The following is a 17,593-nucleotide window of genomic DNA, read 5'->3' on the forward strand; positions in this document are numbered from 1 at the left end:
CATGGCTAGAGTCCCACCCGTCCGGTCCGGTTGATCAGCGTGTCGAGCATCTCGTCGAGCGTCGACATCGTCCGCGCCGACGCCTGGTAGCCGCGCTGGAAGCGGATCATGTTCGTCATCTCCTCGTCGGGGGAGACGCCCTGCACGCTCTGGCGGCGGTCGTCGATGTTGTCGACGAGCGACTGCTGGATCGCCTCGGCGCTGGAGGCTCTGCGCACGACGCTGCCGACCTCGGAGACGAGCGCCGAGTACGTTCTGTTGATCGAGCCGTTGCGCAGCTGCGCGATCGCGTTCGCGACGTCGTTTCTGCCTCTGTCGGCGGTGCTGCCGGCGACGACGGTCGCGGCCGTCGCGACGACGCTGATTCTGTCTGCGGTCGTGCCGGCGGGGGCGAAGAAGTCGACGCCGCCGGGCGCTCTGTGGAGCGCGTTGACTCTCGCGACGAGGTCGGCGGCGACGGTGTCGAGTCTGTCGCGGAAGCTCAGCGCGGGGCCGGTCGGCGAGGCGAGGTCTCTCAGCGCGCCGAGCTTGCCGTCTCTGGAGGTCAGCGTCTGCGGCCACGTGTAGCCGCCGGCGGCAGCCGGGTCGACGAGCGTGACGCCGCCGAACTCGACTCTGACCGAGCCGTCGCCGACGTCGGTGACCGACACCTGCGACAGCTCGGAGAGTCTGTCGATCAGGAGGTCGCGGCGGTCCATCAGGTCGTTCGGCACCTGGCCGACCGTGACCGCGTGCGCGATCGTTCTGTTCAGCTGCGCGAGCTCCTGCGCCCAGATGTCGACGTCGCCGGCCGGGCCGGTGATCTCGTCGTACTTGCCCTGCGCCTGCGCCGCGACTCTCGTCAGCTGCGCGTGGACGGTCTGGAAGGCGCCCGCGAGGGTGTTCGCCATCTCGATCACGGCCGTGCGCGCCGCGGAGCCCTCCTCGGGCGCGCTGGCGAGCGCGCTCCAGGCGTCCCAGAATCTGCCGAGCAGCGCGTTGATGCCGCTGGAGCTGGGCTCGCCGAACGACAGCTCCACCTGCTCGAGCGACTGCGTCCGCGCGGAGGCGTCGCCGAGCTGCATGTTCGTGCCGCGGAACTGGAGGTCGAGGAAGCTGTCGCGGATGCGGCGGATCCCGAGCACGTCGACGCCGGTGCCGAGCTGGGCGCCAAGTCCGGTGGTGCCGGAGTTGGTCGGGAGGCGGAGCGCGCTCATCGCGCCGAAGATCGCCTCTTGGCGGGAGAACCCGGGCGTGTTCGCGTTGGCGACGTTGTGGCCCGTCGTGTTGAGGGCCTGCTGGTGGGCGATCAGGCCGCGCAGCGAGGTCTGCAGGCCCATGAAGGAGGAGATCGGCATCGATGGGCCTCAGGCGTGAAGGTCGAGGGCGTGGTGACCCGGCAGCGGCGCCGCCGGCATGGTGTTGCGCCCGCCGCCCTGCTCGTAGCCGAGCGCGGTGACGGGTTCGATCAGGTTCAGCAGGTGGTCGAGGAAGGCGAGCTCCTGCCGCATCAGCGCCTGGTTGGAGGCGTGACGAGCGGACAGCTCGGACAGCAGCCCCTGCAGCTCGGCGCTGCGGGACGCCGCGATCTGCGCCTCGGCGGGGCCCATCAGCAGCGTGATCCGCGTGATCGTCACTTCGGCCGGCGACAGCCGCAGCGCGGCCCCGGCGCGTGCGAGCAGCCGTGCGCGCTCGTCCTCGATCCGAGTGCGTCGCTCCAGCTCTGCCTGGAACGCGGTGATCTGGCGCACGACCGCGTCGACGTCGCGCTCGGCGATCGCGGCGGCCTGTGCCATCGCGATCTCCAGCAGGCGTGCGGCGGAGGTGATCTGCGCGTCGAGGTGGGCGACCACGTCGTTGGTCAGCAGCGGGTCGACCGGCAGGCCGGTGCCGCCGTGCGGGAGAGCGGTGGCGCTCACGTCGTCGTCTCCTTCTTCGCCGGTGCGATCGCGTCGGTCATCTGGCGCGCGAGCCCGAGCCCGCCCGCGTCCATCACGCCGTCGGCGAGCGTCTGGGGGAGCATGCTCGCGTACGGCGAGTCGCCGCCCATCGCGCTTCTGGCCGACTCGGCCATCTGCGTCGTGAGCTGCTGCACGAGCATCTGCTCGAAGCCGAGCGCGGCGCTGTACGTGTCGCGCCGGACGGGCGGGGCGTCGCGGATGTCGGCCGGCAGCTGCGCCGCGTCGACCGGGGGAAGGCCGCCGATGCTCATCAGCGCTTCACCTGGTTGGCGACTTCGAGCATCTGGTCCTGCATGTGGATCGCTCTGCTCGCGAGCTGGAAGGCGCGCTGCGCGTTCATCATGTCGACCATCGCGTCGGACATGTCGACGTTGGAGCCCTCGAGCGTGCCCTGGCGCAGCGTCGCGCCGTTGGTCGCCGTGGCGGCGCCGCTCTCCGGCGTGACCGCGAAGCGGTTGTCGCCGAGCGCGCGCAGGCCGTCGGGCGAGGTCACCGTGACAAGCTGGATGCGGCCGATCTGCTGCCCGTCGTTGACGCGCACGGTGCCGTCGGCGCCGATCGCGATTCTGTCGATCGGCGTGTTGCGCGGGACGGTGACCGGCGGCGACAGCAGCAGGCCGTCGCTGCTCGTGACGCGGCCGAGCGGGTCGAGCCGGAAGCTGCCGTCGCGCGTCAGCGCGATCCCGCCGTCGGCTCTGCGCAGCTGGAAGAAGCCGGAGCCCTCGATCGAGACGTCGAGCGGCTGGTCAGTCGTCAGCACCGCGCCCTGCTGCTGGGAGCGGCCGATGAACGACGCGGCCGAGCCGGCGCCGGCGGTGACCGTCTCGCCGGCCTGGTCGCCCTGCGAGTTGTAGAGCAGGTCGCGGAACCCGACGCGGACGCCCTTGTAGCCGGGCGTCGAGATGTTGGCGAGGTCGTTCGACACGCCGTCGATCCGCTGCTGCTGCGCTGCCATGCCGGCGGCCGCCGAATAGAGGCCTTGGAGCATCCCTGTCCTCGAGCGTTGGAGGTCGTATGCGGGTTCGGAGCCCGGCCTCCGCAGCGTGCGGTCCAGCGCGTCGGCTCCGTGTTCGTCCCTGGTGATCGGACGCCGTGCGGCGGACTTGAGCCGATCGCTAGAAGGAGCCGCCGGTCGCGTTGCCGACCTGAGTCGACGTGCGGCGCAGCGTGTCGTCGATCGTCGTGATCACCTTCTGGCCGGCCTCGTAGGCGCGGAAGGAGGCGATCATGTCGACCATCGTGCGGGTCGGGTCGATGCCCGAGCCTTCGAGCGCGCCGATCTCGACCTGGCCGGTGGCCTGGCCGCCAGCGGCGCCCGTGAAGTAGTTGTCGCCCTCCTTACGGGCGTTGGCGAGCGCGAAGACGCCGACGCTGCCGGGTCTCACATGGCCTCTCGCGTCGAGCTGCACCGGCTGGCCGCCGGGACCGAGCACGGGACGGCCGAGCTGGTCGATCAGCTGACCCTGCGGCGAGGCGCTGAACTGGCCGTTGCGGGTGTAGCGCACGCCCTCCGGCGTCTGCACGCCGAACCAGCCCTCGCCGACGATCGCGAGATCGAGCGGCTCCTCGGTGACGCGCGTCGCCTGCGGTCTGAGGTCGGTGACCTTCGAGTCCGCGTAGGCGCCGGTGCCGAGCGGCCCGATCACCTGGCCGGTGTTCGAGTTCGACAGCAGCAGGTCGCCGAAGCTCGCCTGCGTGATGCGGTCGGCCTTGTAGCCGGGGGTGGAGGCGTTCGCGAGGTCGTTCGCGATCGCGTCCTGCCGCATCTGCTCGGCGATCATGCCCGAGGCGGCGATGTAGAGACCACGCTCCATGCTCGGTGTGGTCGGCCGCGACTTGGCAGACTTGAGGTGCTTCGCATTGCGAGTTCCACGGCGGCGTCCGCCTGTTCTCCCCGTTCTGGGAACTCGCGGTCCCGTTTGCGACACTTGCGCTGGATGCAGCCGATCGCCGTCGACGCCCTGCTGCTGCGCTCCGCCGCGCCCGACCTCGTGCTGTCGGCGGGCCGCTCGCTCGCCGCGCGGGTGCTCGAGCGCGGCCCGCACGGCGTCGGGATCCTCAACCTCGCCGGCGCGATCGTGACGGCGGAGCTGCCCGAGCACGTGCAGCCGGGCGACCGCCTGCGGCTGATCGTGCGCGAGACGACGAGCGAGCGCGTGCTGCTGCAGATCGCGCCCCAGCAGCAGGCGGCGACGCCGGGGCTGGTGCCGCCGGCGCCCGGCGACGTGCGGCTGCCCGGCGGTGGGCACGTCGCGGTGGTGGAGCGAGAGGGCGGCGGCGGCGCGGGCTCCGACGAGGCGTCCGGCGCGGTGACGCTGCGCCTGGAGCTGCCGGCGCTCGGCGCAGTCGAGCTGCGTGTGGCACTCGACGCGGGCGGCGTGCGCGCTCGGGCGGCGCTCGCCGCCGGTCTGCCGCTGGAGTTGGGCGGCAAGCGAGCGGCGGAGCTGCGGGCGGCGCTGGTGCGCGCTGCCGGCAGGCCGGCGGAGGTCGCGGTCGTCCCGCGGCGCGACCCCCTCGACGTCTATGCCTGACCGCGTCCCGCAGCAGGACGCGGAGTTGGCGGCGCTGCTGGCCCGGCTCGCGCTCGACGACCTTCCCGAACCGCTCGTGCGCGCGGTCGTCGAGTCGCTGGAGTGGGCCGTGCGGCTCGACCGCGAGGCGGCGAGCCGCGTCGAGCGCGGACCTACGCGACCTCGCTGAAGAGGACGGAGTCGGCGATCAGCTCTTCCTTCAGCATCCGCTTGAGCTGGCCGTGGATCTGGCAGACGCGGCTCTCGGAGACGCCGAGGATGCCGCCGATCTCACGCAGCGTCAGGTTCTTGACGTAGAGCAGGACCGCGACCTCGCGCTCGCGGCGGGGAAGCCGCTCGAACGCCTCGCGGAAGCGCATCTTCGCCTGGTCGCGCGCGGTGTGGTGCTCGGGATCGGCGAAGCGGTCCTCGCTGACGAGCGTGTCGATCCGCTCGATCGCCGTCTCGTCGTCGCTGAGCACGAGCGTGTTGAGCGAGGTGACGTCGGAGGCGACGATCTCGTCCTCGCGGGCACGCAGCTCGGCTGGCGTCGTGCCAAGCGCCCCTGCCAGCTCCTCACGAGAGGGCCGCCGGCTGTGGACGCCGATGAAGTGCTCGCGGGCCTGGTTGATGTCCCGCTCCCAGCGGCGCAGCGAGCGCGGGGCCCAGTCCTGGCGGCGCAGCTCGTCGAGCACGGCGCCGTGGATGCGCGTCCAGGAGAACTGCTCCAGCGTCGCGCCCTTTTCCGGGTCGTAGCGCTCGATCGAGTGGATCAGCGCCTCCAGCCCACAGGAGATGAAGTCCTCGACCTCGCAGCGCGCGGGGATCTCGCGGACCTTCTTGTAGACGATGTACTTGACCATCGGGGCGAAGGTGAGCACGAGCCGGTCGCGCACCGCGCGGTCGCCGCTCTCCTTGTACTGCCGCCAGAGCGCCAACGCATCTTCTGCGGAGATGCGGTTGTGACGCCTCGTGTCGAGCTTCATTGCTCAGGTGCCTTCCTGGGGGTTCGAGGGACGACGCTGCGGTTCGGCTTGCGCGGCAGGTATCGGACGTCCCGGACGGCACCTGGATAGCCCGAATTGAGTACGAGACCCCCAACATCCGTCCAGGAAACCCGCTTAGGGGACATAACGCCGTTTGGGATCGGACCAACGCGGATGCGCCGAAAAACTCCCGTTTGCTGGCACTTTCCTGCCCGCGGAAGCTTTTCTGCTCAGGAGTTGTCGACCGTGGTCGATCACCTCGGATGTTCGCCCCCTCGAAGGAGCCCCCATGGCACCGCGTCCTCTCAACGGCTCGACCCCACCGCTCCAGGCACAGGCCGCCGCGCTCCTGCGGCGCGGCGACGTCGACGCCTATCGGGCGCTGTTCGCCGACGCGGCCGCGTTGGAGGATCGCAACGCCCGATACCTCGAGCGCTGCCACCTCGTCAACGCGGCGCTGGCGCACGGCGGCGTCGGCGCAGCCGTCGGCGTTCGCGCGGGCCTCGAGGAGCTGCTCACGGTGCTGGAGCAGGAGCCGGCCGAGCCGGTGCTGCTCAACCAGGCTGGGGTGCTGCTCGCGATGTTCGACGGCTTCGCACCCGCGCTGGCGGTGCTGGAGGCGGCGCTGCGACTCGACCCCGGACTGGACGACGTCGCCGTCAACGCCGCCAAGATCCGGCAGCTGCTGTCAGCGCGCACGCGCGGCCGGATCGACCGCTCCGGCGAGCTGGGCCGGCGCGCCGCGCGCGTCGCCGCGCGCGCCATGCCGGCCGAGGGCATGACGGTCAGCCTCTGCATGATCGTCAAGGACGAGGAGGAGATGCTGCCGCGCTCGCTCGCCGCGGCCGCGCCCGCCGTCGACGAGATCGTCGTCGTCGACACCGGCTCCAGCGACCGCACGATCGAGATCGCCACGTCGTACGGAGCGCGCGTGATCGAGCGGCCGTGGACCGGCTCGTTCTCGGAGGCGCGCAACGTCGGCCTCGACGCGGCGACCGGCGACTGGCTGCTGATCCTCGACGCCGACGAGGTGCTCGTCGCCGACGACGTGCCGAACCTGCGCGCGCTGCTGGGCCGGACCTGGCGCGAGGCGTTCTACGTCTCCGCGATCAACCACACGGGCGAGCTCGACGACGGCACCGCGACCACGCACAGCACGGTGCGGCTGTTCCGCAACCGCCCCGGCCACCGCTACAGCGGGCGCCTGCACGAGCAGATCGTCGAGTCGCTGCCGCAGGGCGCTCCCGAGCGGTTCGAGGCGACGCCGGTCCGCATCGAGCACTTCGGCTACCTCGGCGCCGTGCGCGACGCGAAGGAGAAGTCGCGCCGCAACATCGAGCTGCTGGAGCGGCAGCGCGACGAGGGCGACAGCTCAGCGTTCATGCACTTCAACCTCGGGTCCGAGTACGGCGCGCTCGGCGACGCGGAGGCGGCGCTGGCGGAGTACGAGCGCGCGGTCGCGCTGCTGGGCGACGTCGCCGGCGGCTCCGGCTTCATCGGCGCGCTGACCAGCCGTCACGTGCGTGCGCTGCGCGTCTGCGGCCGCGGCGACGACGCGATCGCGCGGGCGGAGGAGGCGCTGGAGCGCTTCCCCGGCTTCACCGACCTCGTCTTCGAGCAGGCCGCCGCCGCGCAGGCACTCGGGCGCACCGACGACGCGATCGCCTACTTCGAGCGCTGCATCGCGATGGGCGACGCGCCGAGCAGATACACCGCGACCGTCGGCATGGGCACCTACCTGCCGACGATCGCGCTCGCCGAGATCCGCCACCAGCACGGCGATCCCGCCGCCGCCGTCGAGCTGCTCGACGGCGCGCTCGCCGCCCACCCCGGCTTCTTCGGCCTCGTGCTGCCGTTCGCCGCGGCGCTGCTCGACGACGGTGCCGAGCCGGACGTCGTCGTCGCGCGGGTGGAGGAGCTGGTCGCGAAGCTGACGCCGACCGTGCGCTTCATGCTCGGCACGGCGCTGTACGAGCACGGCGAGACGGAGGCGGCCGAGCAGCAGTACCGCGAGCTGCTGGCGCAGCAGCCGAGCAGCGGCCACGCGCGCGTCGCGCTTGCGGAGGCGCTGCTGTCGCAGCGGCGCTGGGACGAGGCCGCGGCCGTCGCCGCCGAGCTGAACGATGCCGAGCCGCACGCCGGGGCCGCCCGCCGCAGCGAGCTGTTCGCGCGGATCACGGGCGGGGACCACACCGGTGCCGCCGCCGTGCTCGCGCGCCCGGAGCCGGACGATGCGGTCGTCCTCGGGCCCGGCGACCGCGCGCTGTTCGCCGCCTGGCTCGCCGCCGCCGGCGGCGAGCGCGAGGACAGCGTGCTGCCGGCGGAGGCGGTCGGCCTGCTCGCCGTCACGCTGGAGGCGCTGCTGCGGGTGGAGGAGGTCGACGCGTTCGGGACGCTCGTCGGGCTGCTCGACCGCTGTCCGATCGCGCCGCGCGAGCAGCGTGAGCTGCGCGCCGGGATGTACCTGCGCCGGGGCTTTCTCGCCTCGGCCGCGGAGGAGTGGCTCGCGGTCTGCGGTGCCGACGCAACCGACGTGCGCGCGCTGGTCGGGCTCGCGCAGGTCGCCGTCGCGCAGGGCATGACCGACGAGGCGCTCGACTTCGCGCGTGAGGCCCACGCGCTCGATCCGGGAGACGCGCGTGCCACGCGACTGCTGCAGCGACTCGAGCCGTTGGCGGCGTAGGCCGCGACGGCCCTCGATCGTCCGTCGAGGGCCGCTCAAGTTCGGCTGCGGGCCGCCGACGACGATGGTTGACCGCAACGACGACGGCGATCCACTCGGGGGTGGACGCCGCCCGGAGGACTTGCCCATGAGCCTGGACGTCGCGCCAGTCGGACCGAGCAGCTTCAGCGCAGCGAATGACGCACAGCCGTCGTCGCGCGCGCAGCGTCCGGCTGCTGTCGTGCGTCAGCAGGTGGAGGTCGACGTCATCCCCGAGAGCCCTCCACGCGAGGTGCTCGACGCGATCGACGCCGCGTCCAGGGCGTACCAGAAGCTGCGCGCGCAAGGACGCGAGCTGCACTTCGCGCAGGACGCCGACAGCGGTCGGCTGACGATCGAGGTCCGTGACCTCGACGGCAAGCTCCTGCGCATGATTCCGCCGAGCAGACTGCTCGACGTCGCAACCGGAGGGACTCTCGACTAATGGCCGGCATCAACTTCTCAGGCATCGCATCGGGCCTCAACACCGGCGAGATCATCGAGCAGATGATGGCGATCGAGAAGCGCCCGCGGATCCTGCTCGACAACAAGCAGGTGCTGATCGAGACGAAGCAGGGGCTGCTGCGCGACTTCCAGACGAAGCTCAGAGCGCTGCAGCTCGCCGCGACGGACCTGCGCTCGGTCTCGCTGTGGACGCAGACGCAGTCGGTCGAGTCGAGCGACGCGACGAAGGTCTCCGCGTCCAGCACCTCGGGCGCGGGCGTCGGCGGTTACCAGATCGAGGTCTCCCAGCTCGCGAACGCCGCTCAGCGGACCTACACCTTCACGAGACCTGCCGCCGACGGCACGATCACGGTCGACGGCCACTCGACCGCGATCAGAGCGGGCATGACGGCGCAGGAGGTCGCGACCGCGATCAACACCGACAGAGACGCGAAGGTGTACGCGGCCGCGACCGACGACGGCACGCTCGTGCTCTCGAGCCGCGCGACCGGGGACACCGGCGCCGGCTTCATCGACGTCACGAGCGACGGCGGCGCGATCGCGGCCAAGCTCGACAGAGGTGGCGCGAGAATCGAGCGGCAGGGCAGAGACGCGCTCTACACGCTCGACGGCGTCTCGCTGAGATCGAGCAGCAACGTCATCAGAGACGGTCTCGCCGGCGTCACGCTGACGCTCAGAGGCGTCACGACCGCGAGCGGTCCGGTCACGATCTCCGTCGGCGCGCCGGGCGCGAACGTCGAGGCGATCAGAAGAAAGCTCGAGGCGTTCGTCGAGGCGTACAACGCGACGATCGACCTGATCCGCGGGAAGCTCGAAGAGAGAACGGTCCCCGACCCGCGCTCGCAGCAGGACATCAAGAACGGCGTCGCGGACCCGCGCACGACGGCGCAGAAGAAGGCCGGCACGCTGTTCGGCGACCGCCAGCTCGCGGGCATGCTGTCCGACCTGCGCCAGGGGATCTACTCGCCCGTCAGCGGGCTGCCGACCGGCATGGACAGCCTCTCGTCGATCGGCATCTCGACCGGTGCGTTCTCGGCTTCGACGTCGAGAGACACGCTCGCGGGCAGACTCACGATCGACACCGACAGACTGACGAAGGCGCTGACCGAGGACCCCACCGGCGTCCGCAACCTGCTCCAGGGCGTCAACAACACCGACGGCTGGGCGCGCCGCTTCGAAGGGCTCCTCAACGACCGCACGAAGTCCGACGGCATGCTCGACAATCGGATCGACGGCGCCGACGACGAGCTGAGAATGCTGCGCCGCCAGATGGAGCAGATGGACGTCCGCCTCGCGCTGCGAGAGAAGAACCTCAACGCGCAGTTCACCGCGCTCGAGGTTGCGATCTCCAGAGCCAGAACCCAGGGCGACTGGCTCTCCGGTCAGCTCGCCGGTCTCAACAACTGACCGGCGCGGATCGGCGCCCGGACTCAAACTCCGGGCCGCCGATCCGATCACCCGGGTTGACGGACGGTTGTATCCCTCGATCCCCGGAAGGCCAATGAGCACCCATCTCGCGGCATCGCCGCAGGCCTATCGCGAAAGCGCGGTCCTGACCGCGCCGCCGGAGCGGCTCGTCGTGATGCTGTACGACGGCGCCGGCCGCTTCCTGCACCAGGCCGTGGTCACGATGCGCGCCGGCGACATCCAGACCTGCCACGAACGCCTCCGCCGCGCCGAGGCGATCATCGACCACCTGCTCGAGACGCTCGACATGAGCCAGGGCGAGGTCGCGCAGCAGCTCGAGTCGATCTACATCTTCTGCCAGCGGCTGATCGCCGAAGCGCGCATCAGACTCGACCCGGAGAAGCTCGAGCAGGTCAGAGGCCTGCTCGCCGAGCTGCGCGAGGCGTGGGACCAGATCGGCACCGCCGGCAGCGGGTCGCAGGCCGCGCCCGCATGATCTCCGCCGAACCGTACGAGGCGCTCGCCCAGCTGGCCGAGCGCGAGCTCGCGCTCGTCAGCGCGAGCGAGCCGCCCTCGGCCGAGGCGCTCGTCGCGCTGATGGCCGAGCGCGACGCGCTGGTCGCGTCGCTGCCGGCGAGAGCGCCGCCCGCGGCCGCCCCCGCGCTCGCACGGGCGCTCGCGCTGCAGGAGCGCATCACCGCCGAGCTGACCGTCCACGCCGCGCAGGTGCGGCGGACGCTCGGCAGCGTCGAGCACGGCCGCCGCACGATGCACGGGTACGCCGGCGGCGCGCCCGCTCGCGGCGCGCTCGACCTGACGGGTTAGCAGACCGATCGGACCCACCGCTCAAGAACGGCTGCGTTTGGCCGATCTTCAGGGGCGATGAAAGGACCCTCGACCTCATGAGTCTCTTCGACAGCACCCAGCTTGCGCTCGAGTCCGCCCTGCGCGGCTCCTCGATGCGCCAGGAGCTGCTGACGAACAACCTGGCGAACATCAACACGCCGGGCTATCAGCGTCAGGACCTCGACTTCCACTCTGCCCTGCAGGCGGCGCAGGCGTCCGGCAACGACCCGACCGAGGTCACCTTCCGCCCGAGCACGGATCCGTCGCGCGTCGTGCGACCGGACGGCAGCGGCCTCGACGCCGACCAGGAGTCGGCGGCGCTCGCGAAGAACACGCTCGAGTACCAGGCGCTCGTCCAGGTGATGGGCGCGCGCACCGCGATCATGCAGACCGCGCTGGGCGTGCGCTGATGGGACTGTTCGACGCGATCGACATCGCCGGCAGCGGCCTCACCGCGGAGCGCCTGCGGATGGACGTCACGGCCGAGAACCTCGCCAACGCGCAGACGACGCGCGCTGCCGACGGCGGCCCGTACCAGCGCAAGGAGGTCGTCCTCCAGCAGAGCGGCGGCTCCTCGTTCTCGACGATGCTCACCGGCGCGATCGGCGGCGTGCGCGCGAGCGAGGCGTCCAAGGGCGTCGAGGTCGCCGGGATCGTCGAGGACCAGACCGCGCAGCGGCAGGTCTACGACCCCGGGCACCCTGACGCGGACCCGAGAGGGTACGTCGCGATGCCGAACGTCAACCCCGTGACCGAGATGGTCGATCTGATCAGCTCGTCGCGCTCCTACGAGGCGAACGTGACCGCGATGCAGTCCGCCAAGCAGATGTTCACCAAGACGCTGGAGCTGCTCAGATGATCCCGGCGATCGATCCCTCGGTCGTCTCGGGCGCCGGCGGAGCCGGCGGGCTCGGCGGCGAATGGCAGATCCAGGGCGTCCCCGACGTCCCGCAGGCGGAGCTGCTGACGCCCGGCGTCGACGGCGCTCAGGCGGGCGGCGGCGAAGGATTCGGCTCGATGCTCGCGAACGAGATCGGCAAGCTCTCCGAGCTGCAGACGCATGCCGCCGAAGCAGGTCAGGCGCTCGCGACCGGGACGGCGACCGATCCGGTCTCCGCCGTTGTGGCCGTCGAGAAGGCGCAGCTCGCGATGCAGTTCGCGGGGCAGATCCGCACGAGAGGCGCCGAGGCGCTCTCAGAGATCTTCCGCACCCAGATCTAGTCCATGCCCGCACGCGCACTGCTCGCCAACCTCTCGACCCGCGGCAAGATCGTCCTCGCCGGCGGCGCGCTCGCGATCGTCGTCGTGCTCTTCTTCCTCTTCCAGATCGCGACGGCGCCGAGCTACACGACGCTGCTGACCGGGATGGACCCGAAGGACACGGGCGAGGTCACGGCCGCGCTCGACGAGAGAGGCATCGCCTACGAGCTGCAGAACAACGGCACCGCGCTCGCCGTCCAGAAGGGCCAGACCGCGCAGGCGCGGATCGCGCTCGCCGGCGCCGGGCTGCCCGGCAATACGAACGACGGCTACAAGATCCTCGACGACCAGAAGATGGGCACGTCGAACTTCCAGCAGAACGTCAACTACCAGCGGGCGCTGGAGGGCGAGATCGGGACGACGATCGAGGAGGTCGACGGCGTCTCCAGCGCGCAGGTCCAGCTGGTGCTGCCCGACAGAGAGGCGCAGCTGTTCGCCGAGAACGTCAACCCGGCGACGGCGGCGGTGCTGCTGTCCGGCGCGAGCACGCTCGACGAGGGCCAGGTGCGCGGCATCGCCCAGCTCGTCACGAACAGCGTCCCCGGCCTCAAGTCCGAGAAGGTGACGATCACCGACAGCAGCGGCACGATGCTGTGGCCGACGGCGACGAGCGGCAGCTCCTCCGGCCTGCTCGCCAAGCAGGCGGCCGAGGCGCGCTACAACCAGCAGACCGCGACCAACATCACCGCGATGCTCGCCCGCACGGTCGGGCCCGACAAGGTGCAGGTACAGGTCAAGGCCGACCTCGACGCCAACGAGGCGACGCAGGACAGACTCGTCTACGGCAGAGACGGCACGCCGCTGTCCAACAGAGCCGAGAGAGAGACGCTCGTCAGCAGAGGCGGCAGAGCGGGCGGACCGGCCGGCACCGCCGGCAACAACCCGCCGGTCTACGCCGGTCAGGCGGGCGGCGACTCCGACTACAGACGCGAGTCCGAGGACGAGAACCTCGCCGTCAACAAGACCGTCACGCGCACGAGAATCGCGCCCGGCGCCGTCAACAGACAGCAGGTCGCCGTGCTCGTCGACGACTCGGTCCCGGCCGCGATGCTGCCGCAGATCAGAGACGCCGTGATGAGTGCCGCCGGCATCGACGAGGACCGCGGCGACGTGCTGACGCTCGGCTCCATACCGTTCGCCGAGCTGCCGAGACCGGCCGCTTCCTCGCCGGTCGACGACATCTGGGACTACGCCAGATACGCCCTCCTCGGGATGGCCGCGCTCGTCTTCCTCGCGCTCGTCGCGCGGCAGCTGCGCAAGCGCGAGAACGAGACGCTCGCGGGCGAGCCGACGTGGCTGCGCGAGATCGAGTCGCCGCGCACGCTCGCGGAGCTGGAGCGGTTCGAGGAGCCGGTCGCGCCGACGCAGGTGCTGCCGCTCAGATCGCCCGAGAACGCGGCGCGGATGCAGGTCGAGGAGCTCGTCGAGCGCGATCCCGAGCGGGTCGCGCAGCACGTCCGCGCGTGGATGCAGGAGGACTGAGCGAGCGATGGCGATCCAACTCCCAGCCGCTGGCACGGCCGAGGACCCAGCCGGCGTGATGCCGGCGCCGCGGCGCCTCCCGCAGAGAACGCCCGTCCGCCTCAAGGGCCGCAACAAGGCCGCCGTCCTGCTCGTCGCGCTCGGCCCCGAGAAGGCGGCCGAGATCTTCAAGCACCTGCGCGACGAGGAGATCGAGACGCTCTCGCTGGAGATGGCGAAGCTCAACCAGATCGACCACGAGGCGGTCGGCTTCGTCTTCGACGAGCTGGTCGCGACGGTGCAGGCGTACGACTCGCTCGCCGCCGGCGGCGTCGACTACGCGCGCGACGTGCTGGAGCGCGCGCTCGGCCCCGAGCGTGCCGCCGAGATCATCGGGCGGCTCTCGACCGTGATCGAGATGCGGCCGTTCGAGTTCCTGCGCCGCACGCCGCCCGAGCACATCGTCACGTTCCTGCGCGCCGAGGCGCCGCAGACGATCGCGCTCGTGATCGCCAACCTGCACACGACGCTCGCCGCCCAGGTGCTCGCGCACCTGCCGGAGGAGGAGCAGGCCGACATCGCGCTGCGGATCGCGCGGATGAGCGAGACGCCGCCGGACGTCGTGAAGGAGATCGAGGGCGTGATGCGCCAGAAGCTCGCGTCTGTCGTGCAGCAGGAGTACTCGTCCCAGGGCGGCGTCAAGTCGCTCGCCGAGATCCTCAACTACACCGACCGGCCGACCGAGCGCAACGTGCTCGACACGCTCACCGAGCAGGACGCCGAGCTGGGCGAGGAGGTCCGCCGGCTGCTGTTCGTCTTCGAGGACATCGCCAAGCTCGACGATCGCTCGATCCAGCTCGTGCTGCGCGAGGCCGACCAGAGAGATCTGGCGCTGGCGCTGCGCGGCGTCGACGACGACGTCAGAGAGCGGATCCTCGGCAACATGTCCGAGCGCGGCGCGACGCTGCTGCGCGAGGAGATGGAGTACCAGCCGCCGCAGCGCAAGCGCGTCGTCGAGGAGGCGCAGGGCCGCATCGTCGCGATCGTGCGACGGCTGGAGGATGCCGGCGCACTCGTGATCGGACGCGGTGGGAGCGACACCATTGTCTGATCCGGCGACGGCCGCTCCGTACGCCTTCCGGCAGCTGGAGGAGCCGCGTCCGGTCTCGCTGCGCGAGATCGAGGACCCGATCGCCAACGCTCACGCGGAGGCCGAGCGGATCCGCGAGGAGGCGCGCGCGCAGGGCTACGCCGACGGTCAGGCCGCGGCGCTCGCCGCCGCCCAGCCGCCGCTGGAGGCGGCGCTCGCCGCGCTGCAGCAGGCGGTCGCCGGCGTCGAGCAGGTGCGCGACGAGACGGCCGCGGCCGTCGAGCGCGACGCGATCGAGCTGTCGCTGCAGCTGGCGGAGAAGATCGTCGCGGGCGCGCTCGCGGTCGAGTCCGAGCGGATCGTCGACGTCGTGCGCGGCGCGCTGCGCCGCCTCGCCGAGCGCCGCCGCGTGACGATCCTCGTCCACCCCGACGACCTCGAGACGGTCCGCGCCGCGACCGAGTCGTTCGTCACCGGCCTCGGCGGGATCGAGCACTGCGAGGTCCAGGCCGAGCGGCGGATCACGCCCGGCGGCGCGAGCGTGCGGACCGAGGAGGGCCAGATCGACGCGACCGTCAGCACGCAGCTGATGCGCGCGCGAGAGCTGGTCGAGCTGGAGTTGGGTGAGTAGGCGTTCGCTGATGAGCCCCGAGGACCAGACACCGGACGCCGTCGTCGCCGAGCAGCTCGGCGACCGCCTCAAGCACGTCGGCAACGTCCTGCGCGCGAGCGACCTCGCGCGCCGGCACGGCCGCGTCAGCGACCTGATCGGGCTCGTCGTCGAGGCGACCGGGCTGCAGGCCGAGGTCGGCGAGATCTGCATGGTCAACGGCGACCGCGGCCACCCGCCGGTACCGGCGGAGGTCGTCGGCTTCCGCGGTGCCCGCACGCTGCTGATGCCGCTCGGCGAGATGCACGGCATCGGCCCGGCGACGACCACCCGCGCGACCGGCACGCCGTTCCGCATCCGCGTCGGCCAGGACCTGCTCGGCCGCGTGATCGACGGGCTCGGCAAGCCGATCGACGGGATGCCGCGCGCGACCAACGGCCATCCGCGTTCGACGAACGCCTCGCCGCCGGACCCGCTCGACCGCCCCCGCATCGACCAGCGCGTCGACCTCGGCGTGCGCGCGCTCGACGCGCTCGTGCCGTGCGGACGCGGCCAGCGCCTCGGCATCTTCGCCGGCTCCGGCGTCGGCAAGTCGTCGCTGCTCGGCATGATCGCCCGCTCGACGACGGCGGACGTCAACGTGATCGCGCTGGTCGGCGAGCGCGGCCGCGAGGTGAAGGAGTTCGTCGAGCGTGACCTCGGCGACGCGCTGTCACGCTCGGTCGTCGTCGTCGCGACCTCCGACCAGCCGGCGCTCGTCCGCATCAAGGCCGCGTTCACGGCGACGGCGATCGCCGAGCACTTCCGTGACCAGGGCAACGACGTGATGCTGATGATGGACTCCGTCACGCGCTTCGCGATGGCCCAGCGCGAGGTCGGCCTGGCGATCGGCGAGCCGCCGGCGACGCGCGGCTACACGCCGAGCGTCTTCGCCCAGCTGCCGCGCCTGCTGGAGCGCTCCGGCACCGCCAGAACCGGCTCGATCACCGGCCTCTACACCGTGCTCGTCGACGGCGACGACATGAACGAGCCGATCGCCGACGCGGTCCGCTCGATCCTCGACGGTCACGTCGTGCTGACGCGCGAGCTGGCGCACGCCTCCCACTACCCCGCGATCGACGTGCTGCAGAGCGTCTCCCGCCTCGTCGGCGAGATCGTCTCGCCGGAGGTCCGCGCCGCCGGCCAGGCGGTCCGCCAGCTGATGGCCTCCTACAAGGAGAAGGAGGACCTGATCGCGATCGGCGCCTACCAGGGCGGCACCGATCCGACGGTCGACGCCGCGATCGCGCTGCGCCCTCAGCTCGACCGCTTCCTCAAGCAGCGCCCGGACGAGAAGTCGTCGGCCGCGGAGGCCGACGAGCTGCTGCTCGACATCGCCGCGCGCATCGGCGAGTACGCCGGCGTCGGTCCCGAGCCGGCCCCCGCCGACCCGGCCGAGCAGCCCGCCTCCGCTCCCGGCGGCTCCGCCGCCGCGATACCGCCGCTGCCGAACCTCGCCTGAGGCGTCTAGGGAGGCGGCTTGCGCGGCGACGGCTTGTCCGGCGCTCCGCCGATGCGGTCCTGCCAGCGCTCCAGCCGGGCGGCGTGGTGGTCGGCGCGCTGCTGCGCCCGCGCGAGCTTGCGGCTGCCCTCCGGGTAGCGCCAGCGCGCCCACGGCGTGCCCGGCTTCGCGAGCCGGATCGCGCCGGTCAGGCTGAGCAGCGGGAACAGCAGGCCGGCCGCGCCGAGCACGTACTTGCCCTTCAGCAGCGCCAGCGCGGACAGCGCGATCACGAGCAGGCCGGTCGTCACGATGCCGACGACGCCGCCGCCGTCGCCGAACGGCACCGTCCCGGTCAGCACGAGGCCGCCGAGCAGCGCGGCGAACAGCACCGCGTCGACCGACTGGCGCCCCTCATCGGACCAGTAGACGTCGTCGAGGTGCAGCCACAGCGCGAACTCGTCGAGCGTCAGCCCGGCGCCGATCCCGAAGACCGCCGCGGTCGCCTCCAGCCACGGGCTGTCGGGCTGGAACGCGATCGAGGCGAAGCCCGCGACGAGCAGCAGCACGATCCCGAACACGAGGTGGTGGATGTGGAGGTCGCCGGTCGTGACGCTGCCCGGCCACCACGGGACCTTCGGGCTGCGCATCAGGCGCGCGCTCATGCGGATGAACGCGAACGAGAGCAGGAACGCCGCGAAGAGGACGAAGCCGGCGCGGTTGGCGCCGTGGTCGAGCGCCCGCTCGCCTCCGATCTCGATGACGATCTCCGCGAACGGCATCCTGCGGTCATACCTCCGTCCGGGGGCATCGCAGCGCAAGCGCGCAAGCACGCAT

Annotated in this window: 21 protein-coding genes; 14 read left to right on the forward strand and 7 right to left on the reverse strand. The window is 71.6% G+C overall.

Annotated features, from left to right (window positions below):
• Nucleotides 1–5 precede the first annotated feature (5 nt).
• The 5 genes from flgK to CWOE_RS00135 all read right to left on the reverse strand — a co-directional run bounded on the left by flgK (nt 6) and on the right by CWOE_RS00135 (nt 3,754).
• Nucleotides 6–1,337, reverse strand: coding sequence for a flagellar hook-associated protein FlgK (flgK, locus tag CWOE_RS00115; protein ID WP_012931511.1), 1,332 nt, complete (start codon nt 1,335–1,337; stop codon nt 6–8).
• Between the two features lie 9 nt (nt 1,338–1,346).
• The gene (flgN, locus tag CWOE_RS00120; RefSeq protein ID WP_012931512.1) at nt 1,347–1,898 is read right to left on the reverse strand and encodes a flagellar export chaperone FlgN; all 552 of its coding nucleotides are present in this window, start codon (nt 1,896–1,898) and stop codon (nt 1,347–1,349) included.
• Nucleotides 1,895–2,191 carry a hypothetical protein gene (locus tag CWOE_RS00125; RefSeq protein WP_012931513.1) on the reverse strand — a complete coding sequence of 99 codons (297 nt, stop codon included), beginning with the start codon at nt 2,189–2,191 and terminating at the stop codon, nt 1,895–1,897. Before CWOE_RS00125 ends, flgN begins: the two co-directional genes overlap by 4 nt.
• A complete protein-coding gene (locus CWOE_RS00130; protein ID WP_012931514.1) occupies nt 2,191–2,928 on the reverse strand; it encodes a flagellar hook-basal body protein in 738 nt (245 codons plus the stop codon). The genes CWOE_RS00125 and CWOE_RS00130 overlap by 1 nt, the downstream gene beginning before the upstream one ends.
• Nucleotides 2,929–3,055: 127 nt before the next feature.
• Nucleotides 3,056–3,754 (reverse strand): flagellar hook-basal body protein, encoded by a 699-nt coding sequence (locus CWOE_RS00135; protein ID WP_012931515.1) that lies wholly within the window; start codon nt 3,752–3,754, stop codon nt 3,056–3,058.
• 123 nt (nt 3,755–3,877) lie between these two features.
• On the opposite strand from CWOE_RS00135, the gene CWOE_RS00140 reads away from it, so the two are divergent.
• Complete coding sequence (locus CWOE_RS00140; protein WP_012931516.1) at nt 3,878–4,471, forward strand: hypothetical protein; 594 nt, start codon at nt 3,878–3,880, stop codon at nt 4,469–4,471.
• Nucleotides 4,464–4,640 (forward strand): hypothetical protein, encoded by a 177-nt coding sequence (locus CWOE_RS33220; RefSeq protein WP_012931517.1) that lies wholly within the window; start codon nt 4,464–4,466, stop codon nt 4,638–4,640. Before CWOE_RS00140 ends, CWOE_RS33220 begins: the two co-directional genes overlap by 8 nt.
• On the opposite strand, the gene CWOE_RS00145 is transcribed toward CWOE_RS33220, so the two are convergent.
• The gene (locus CWOE_RS00145; protein ID WP_012931518.1) at nt 4,624–5,436 is read right to left on the reverse strand and encodes a sigma-70 family RNA polymerase sigma factor; all 813 of its coding nucleotides are present in this window, start codon (nt 5,434–5,436) and stop codon (nt 4,624–4,626) included. The two genes, CWOE_RS33220 and CWOE_RS00145, sit on opposite strands and share 17 nt — an antisense overlap.
• A 289-nt stretch (nt 5,437–5,725) precedes the next feature.
• Between CWOE_RS00145 and CWOE_RS00150 the strand changes: the two genes are divergently transcribed.
• The 12 genes from CWOE_RS00150 (at nt 5,726) to CWOE_RS00205 (ending at nt 16,777) form a co-directional block, all read left to right on the forward strand.
• Nucleotides 5,726–8,119 (forward strand): TPR domain-containing glycosyltransferase, encoded by a 2,394-nt coding sequence (locus CWOE_RS00150; protein WP_012931519.1) that lies wholly within the window; start codon nt 5,726–5,728, stop codon nt 8,117–8,119.
• Nucleotides 8,120–8,246: 127 nt separating this feature from the next.
• On the forward strand, nt 8,247–8,582 hold the full coding sequence (locus tag CWOE_RS00155) for a flagellar protein FlaG (RefSeq protein WP_012931520.1): 336 nt from the start codon (nt 8,247–8,249) through the stop codon (nt 8,580–8,582).
• Nucleotides 8,582–10,009, forward strand: coding sequence for a flagellar filament capping protein FliD (fliD, locus tag CWOE_RS00160; RefSeq protein WP_012931521.1), 1,428 nt, complete (start codon nt 8,582–8,584; stop codon nt 10,007–10,009). Before CWOE_RS00155 ends, fliD begins: the two co-directional genes overlap by 1 nt.
• 94 nt (nt 10,010–10,103) lie before the next feature.
• The gene (gene fliS, locus CWOE_RS00165) at nt 10,104–10,505 is read left to right on the forward strand and encodes a flagellar export chaperone FliS (RefSeq protein ID WP_012931522.1); all 402 of its coding nucleotides are present in this window, start codon (nt 10,104–10,106) and stop codon (nt 10,503–10,505) included.
• Entirely contained in the window at nt 10,502–10,834 is a 333-nt protein-coding gene (locus CWOE_RS00170; protein ID WP_012931523.1) for a hypothetical protein, read from the forward strand. The genes fliS and CWOE_RS00170 overlap by 4 nt, the downstream gene beginning before the upstream one ends.
• A 77-nt stretch (nt 10,835–10,911) precedes the next feature.
• Nucleotides 10,912–11,265, forward strand: a complete 354-nt coding sequence (locus CWOE_RS00175; RefSeq protein WP_012931524.1) for a flagellar basal body rod protein FlgB — start codon at nt 10,912–10,914, stop codon at nt 11,263–11,265.
• The gene (gene flgC / locus CWOE_RS00180; protein WP_012931525.1) at nt 11,265–11,714 is read left to right on the forward strand and encodes a flagellar basal body rod protein FlgC; all 450 of its coding nucleotides are present in this window, start codon (nt 11,265–11,267) and stop codon (nt 11,712–11,714) included. The genes CWOE_RS00175 and flgC overlap by 1 nt, the downstream gene beginning before the upstream one ends.
• Nucleotides 11,711–12,076 carry a flagellar hook-basal body complex protein FliE gene (locus CWOE_RS29910; protein ID WP_012931526.1) on the forward strand — a complete coding sequence of 122 codons (366 nt, stop codon included), beginning with the start codon at nt 11,711–11,713 and terminating at the stop codon, nt 12,074–12,076. Before flgC ends, CWOE_RS29910 begins: the two co-directional genes overlap by 4 nt.
• Before the next feature lie 3 nt (nt 12,077–12,079).
• Entirely contained in the window at nt 12,080–13,597 is a 1,518-nt protein-coding gene (gene fliF, locus CWOE_RS00190) for a flagellar basal-body MS-ring/collar protein FliF (RefSeq protein ID WP_012931527.1), read from the forward strand.
• Nucleotides 13,598–13,604: 7 nt separating this feature from the next.
• Complete coding sequence (fliG, locus tag CWOE_RS00195) at nt 13,605–14,687, forward strand: flagellar motor switch protein FliG (RefSeq protein WP_012931528.1); 1,083 nt, start codon at nt 13,605–13,607, stop codon at nt 14,685–14,687.
• Entirely contained in the window at nt 14,680–15,297 is a 618-nt protein-coding gene (locus CWOE_RS29915; RefSeq protein ID WP_012931529.1) for a FliH/SctL family protein, read from the forward strand. The genes fliG and CWOE_RS29915 overlap by 8 nt, the downstream gene beginning before the upstream one ends.
• A 10-nt stretch (nt 15,298–15,307) precedes the next feature.
• The gene (locus CWOE_RS00205; protein ID WP_012931530.1) at nt 15,308–16,777 is read left to right on the forward strand and encodes a FliI/YscN family ATPase; all 1,470 of its coding nucleotides are present in this window, start codon (nt 15,308–15,310) and stop codon (nt 16,775–16,777) included.
• A gap of 5 nt (nt 16,778–16,782) precedes the next feature.
• On the opposite strand, the gene CWOE_RS00210 is transcribed toward CWOE_RS00205, so the two are convergent.
• Nucleotides 16,783–17,538 (reverse strand): hypothetical protein, encoded by a 756-nt coding sequence (locus CWOE_RS00210; protein WP_012931531.1) that lies wholly within the window; start codon nt 17,536–17,538, stop codon nt 16,783–16,785.
• Nucleotides 17,539–17,593: the final 55 nt, after the last annotated feature.

The organism is Conexibacter woesei DSM 14684 (genome assembly GCF_000025265.1).
Taxonomy (GTDB): Bacteria; Actinomycetota; Thermoleophilia; order Solirubrobacterales; family Solirubrobacteraceae; genus Conexibacter; species Conexibacter woesei.

What these genes read in the sequence shown, in the direction of transcription:
- flgK (WP_012931511.1), bottom strand. Translation starts at nt 1,337, where the DNA reads ATGCCGATCTCCTCCTTCATGGGCCTGCAGACCTCGCTGCGCGGCCTG.
- CWOE_RS00125 (WP_012931513.1), bottom strand. Translation starts at nt 2,191, where the DNA reads ATGAGCATCGGCGGCCTTCCCCCGGTCGACGCGGCGCAGCTGCCGGCC.
- CWOE_RS00130 (WP_012931514.1), bottom strand. Translation starts at nt 2,928, where the DNA reads ATGCTCCAAGGCCTCTATTCGGCGGCCGCCGGCATGGCAGCGCAGCAG.
- CWOE_RS00135 (WP_012931515.1), bottom strand. Translation starts at nt 3,754, where the DNA reads ATGGAGCGTGGTCTCTACATCGCCGCCTCGGGCATGATCGCCGAGCAG.
- CWOE_RS00140 (WP_012931516.1), top strand. Translation starts at nt 3,878, where the DNA reads ATGCAGCCGATCGCCGTCGACGCCCTGCTGCTGCGCTCCGCCGCGCCC.
- CWOE_RS33220 (WP_012931517.1), top strand. Translation starts at nt 4,464, where the DNA reads ATGCCTGACCGCGTCCCGCAGCAGGACGCGGAGTTGGCGGCGCTGCTG.
- CWOE_RS00145 (WP_012931518.1), bottom strand. Translation starts at nt 5,436, where the DNA reads ATGAAGCTCGACACGAGGCGTCACAACCGCATCTCCGCAGAAGATGCG.
- CWOE_RS00150 (WP_012931519.1), top strand. Translation starts at nt 5,726, where the DNA reads ATGGCACCGCGTCCTCTCAACGGCTCGACCCCACCGCTCCAGGCACAG.
- CWOE_RS00155 (WP_012931520.1), top strand. Translation starts at nt 8,247, where the DNA reads ATGAGCCTGGACGTCGCGCCAGTCGGACCGAGCAGCTTCAGCGCAGCG.
- fliD (WP_012931521.1), top strand. Translation starts at nt 8,582, where the DNA reads ATGGCCGGCATCAACTTCTCAGGCATCGCATCGGGCCTCAACACCGGC.
- fliS (WP_012931522.1), top strand. Translation starts at nt 10,104, where the DNA reads ATGAGCACCCATCTCGCGGCATCGCCGCAGGCCTATCGCGAAAGCGCG.
- CWOE_RS00170 (WP_012931523.1), top strand. Translation starts at nt 10,502, where the DNA reads ATGATCTCCGCCGAACCGTACGAGGCGCTCGCCCAGCTGGCCGAGCGC.
- CWOE_RS00175 (WP_012931524.1), top strand. Translation starts at nt 10,912, where the DNA reads ATGAGTCTCTTCGACAGCACCCAGCTTGCGCTCGAGTCCGCCCTGCGC.
- flgC (WP_012931525.1), top strand. Translation starts at nt 11,265, where the DNA reads ATGGGACTGTTCGACGCGATCGACATCGCCGGCAGCGGCCTCACCGCG.
- CWOE_RS29910 (WP_012931526.1), top strand. Translation starts at nt 11,711, where the DNA reads ATGATCCCGGCGATCGATCCCTCGGTCGTCTCGGGCGCCGGCGGAGCC.
- fliF (WP_012931527.1), top strand. Translation starts at nt 12,080, where the DNA reads ATGCCCGCACGCGCACTGCTCGCCAACCTCTCGACCCGCGGCAAGATC.
- fliG (WP_012931528.1), top strand. Translation starts at nt 13,605, where the DNA reads ATGGCGATCCAACTCCCAGCCGCTGGCACGGCCGAGGACCCAGCCGGC.
- CWOE_RS00205 (WP_012931530.1), top strand. Translation starts at nt 15,308, where the DNA reads ATGAGCCCCGAGGACCAGACACCGGACGCCGTCGTCGCCGAGCAGCTC.
- CWOE_RS00210 (WP_012931531.1), bottom strand. Translation starts at nt 17,538, where the DNA reads ATGCCGTTCGCGGAGATCGTCATCGAGATCGGAGGCGAGCGGGCGCTC.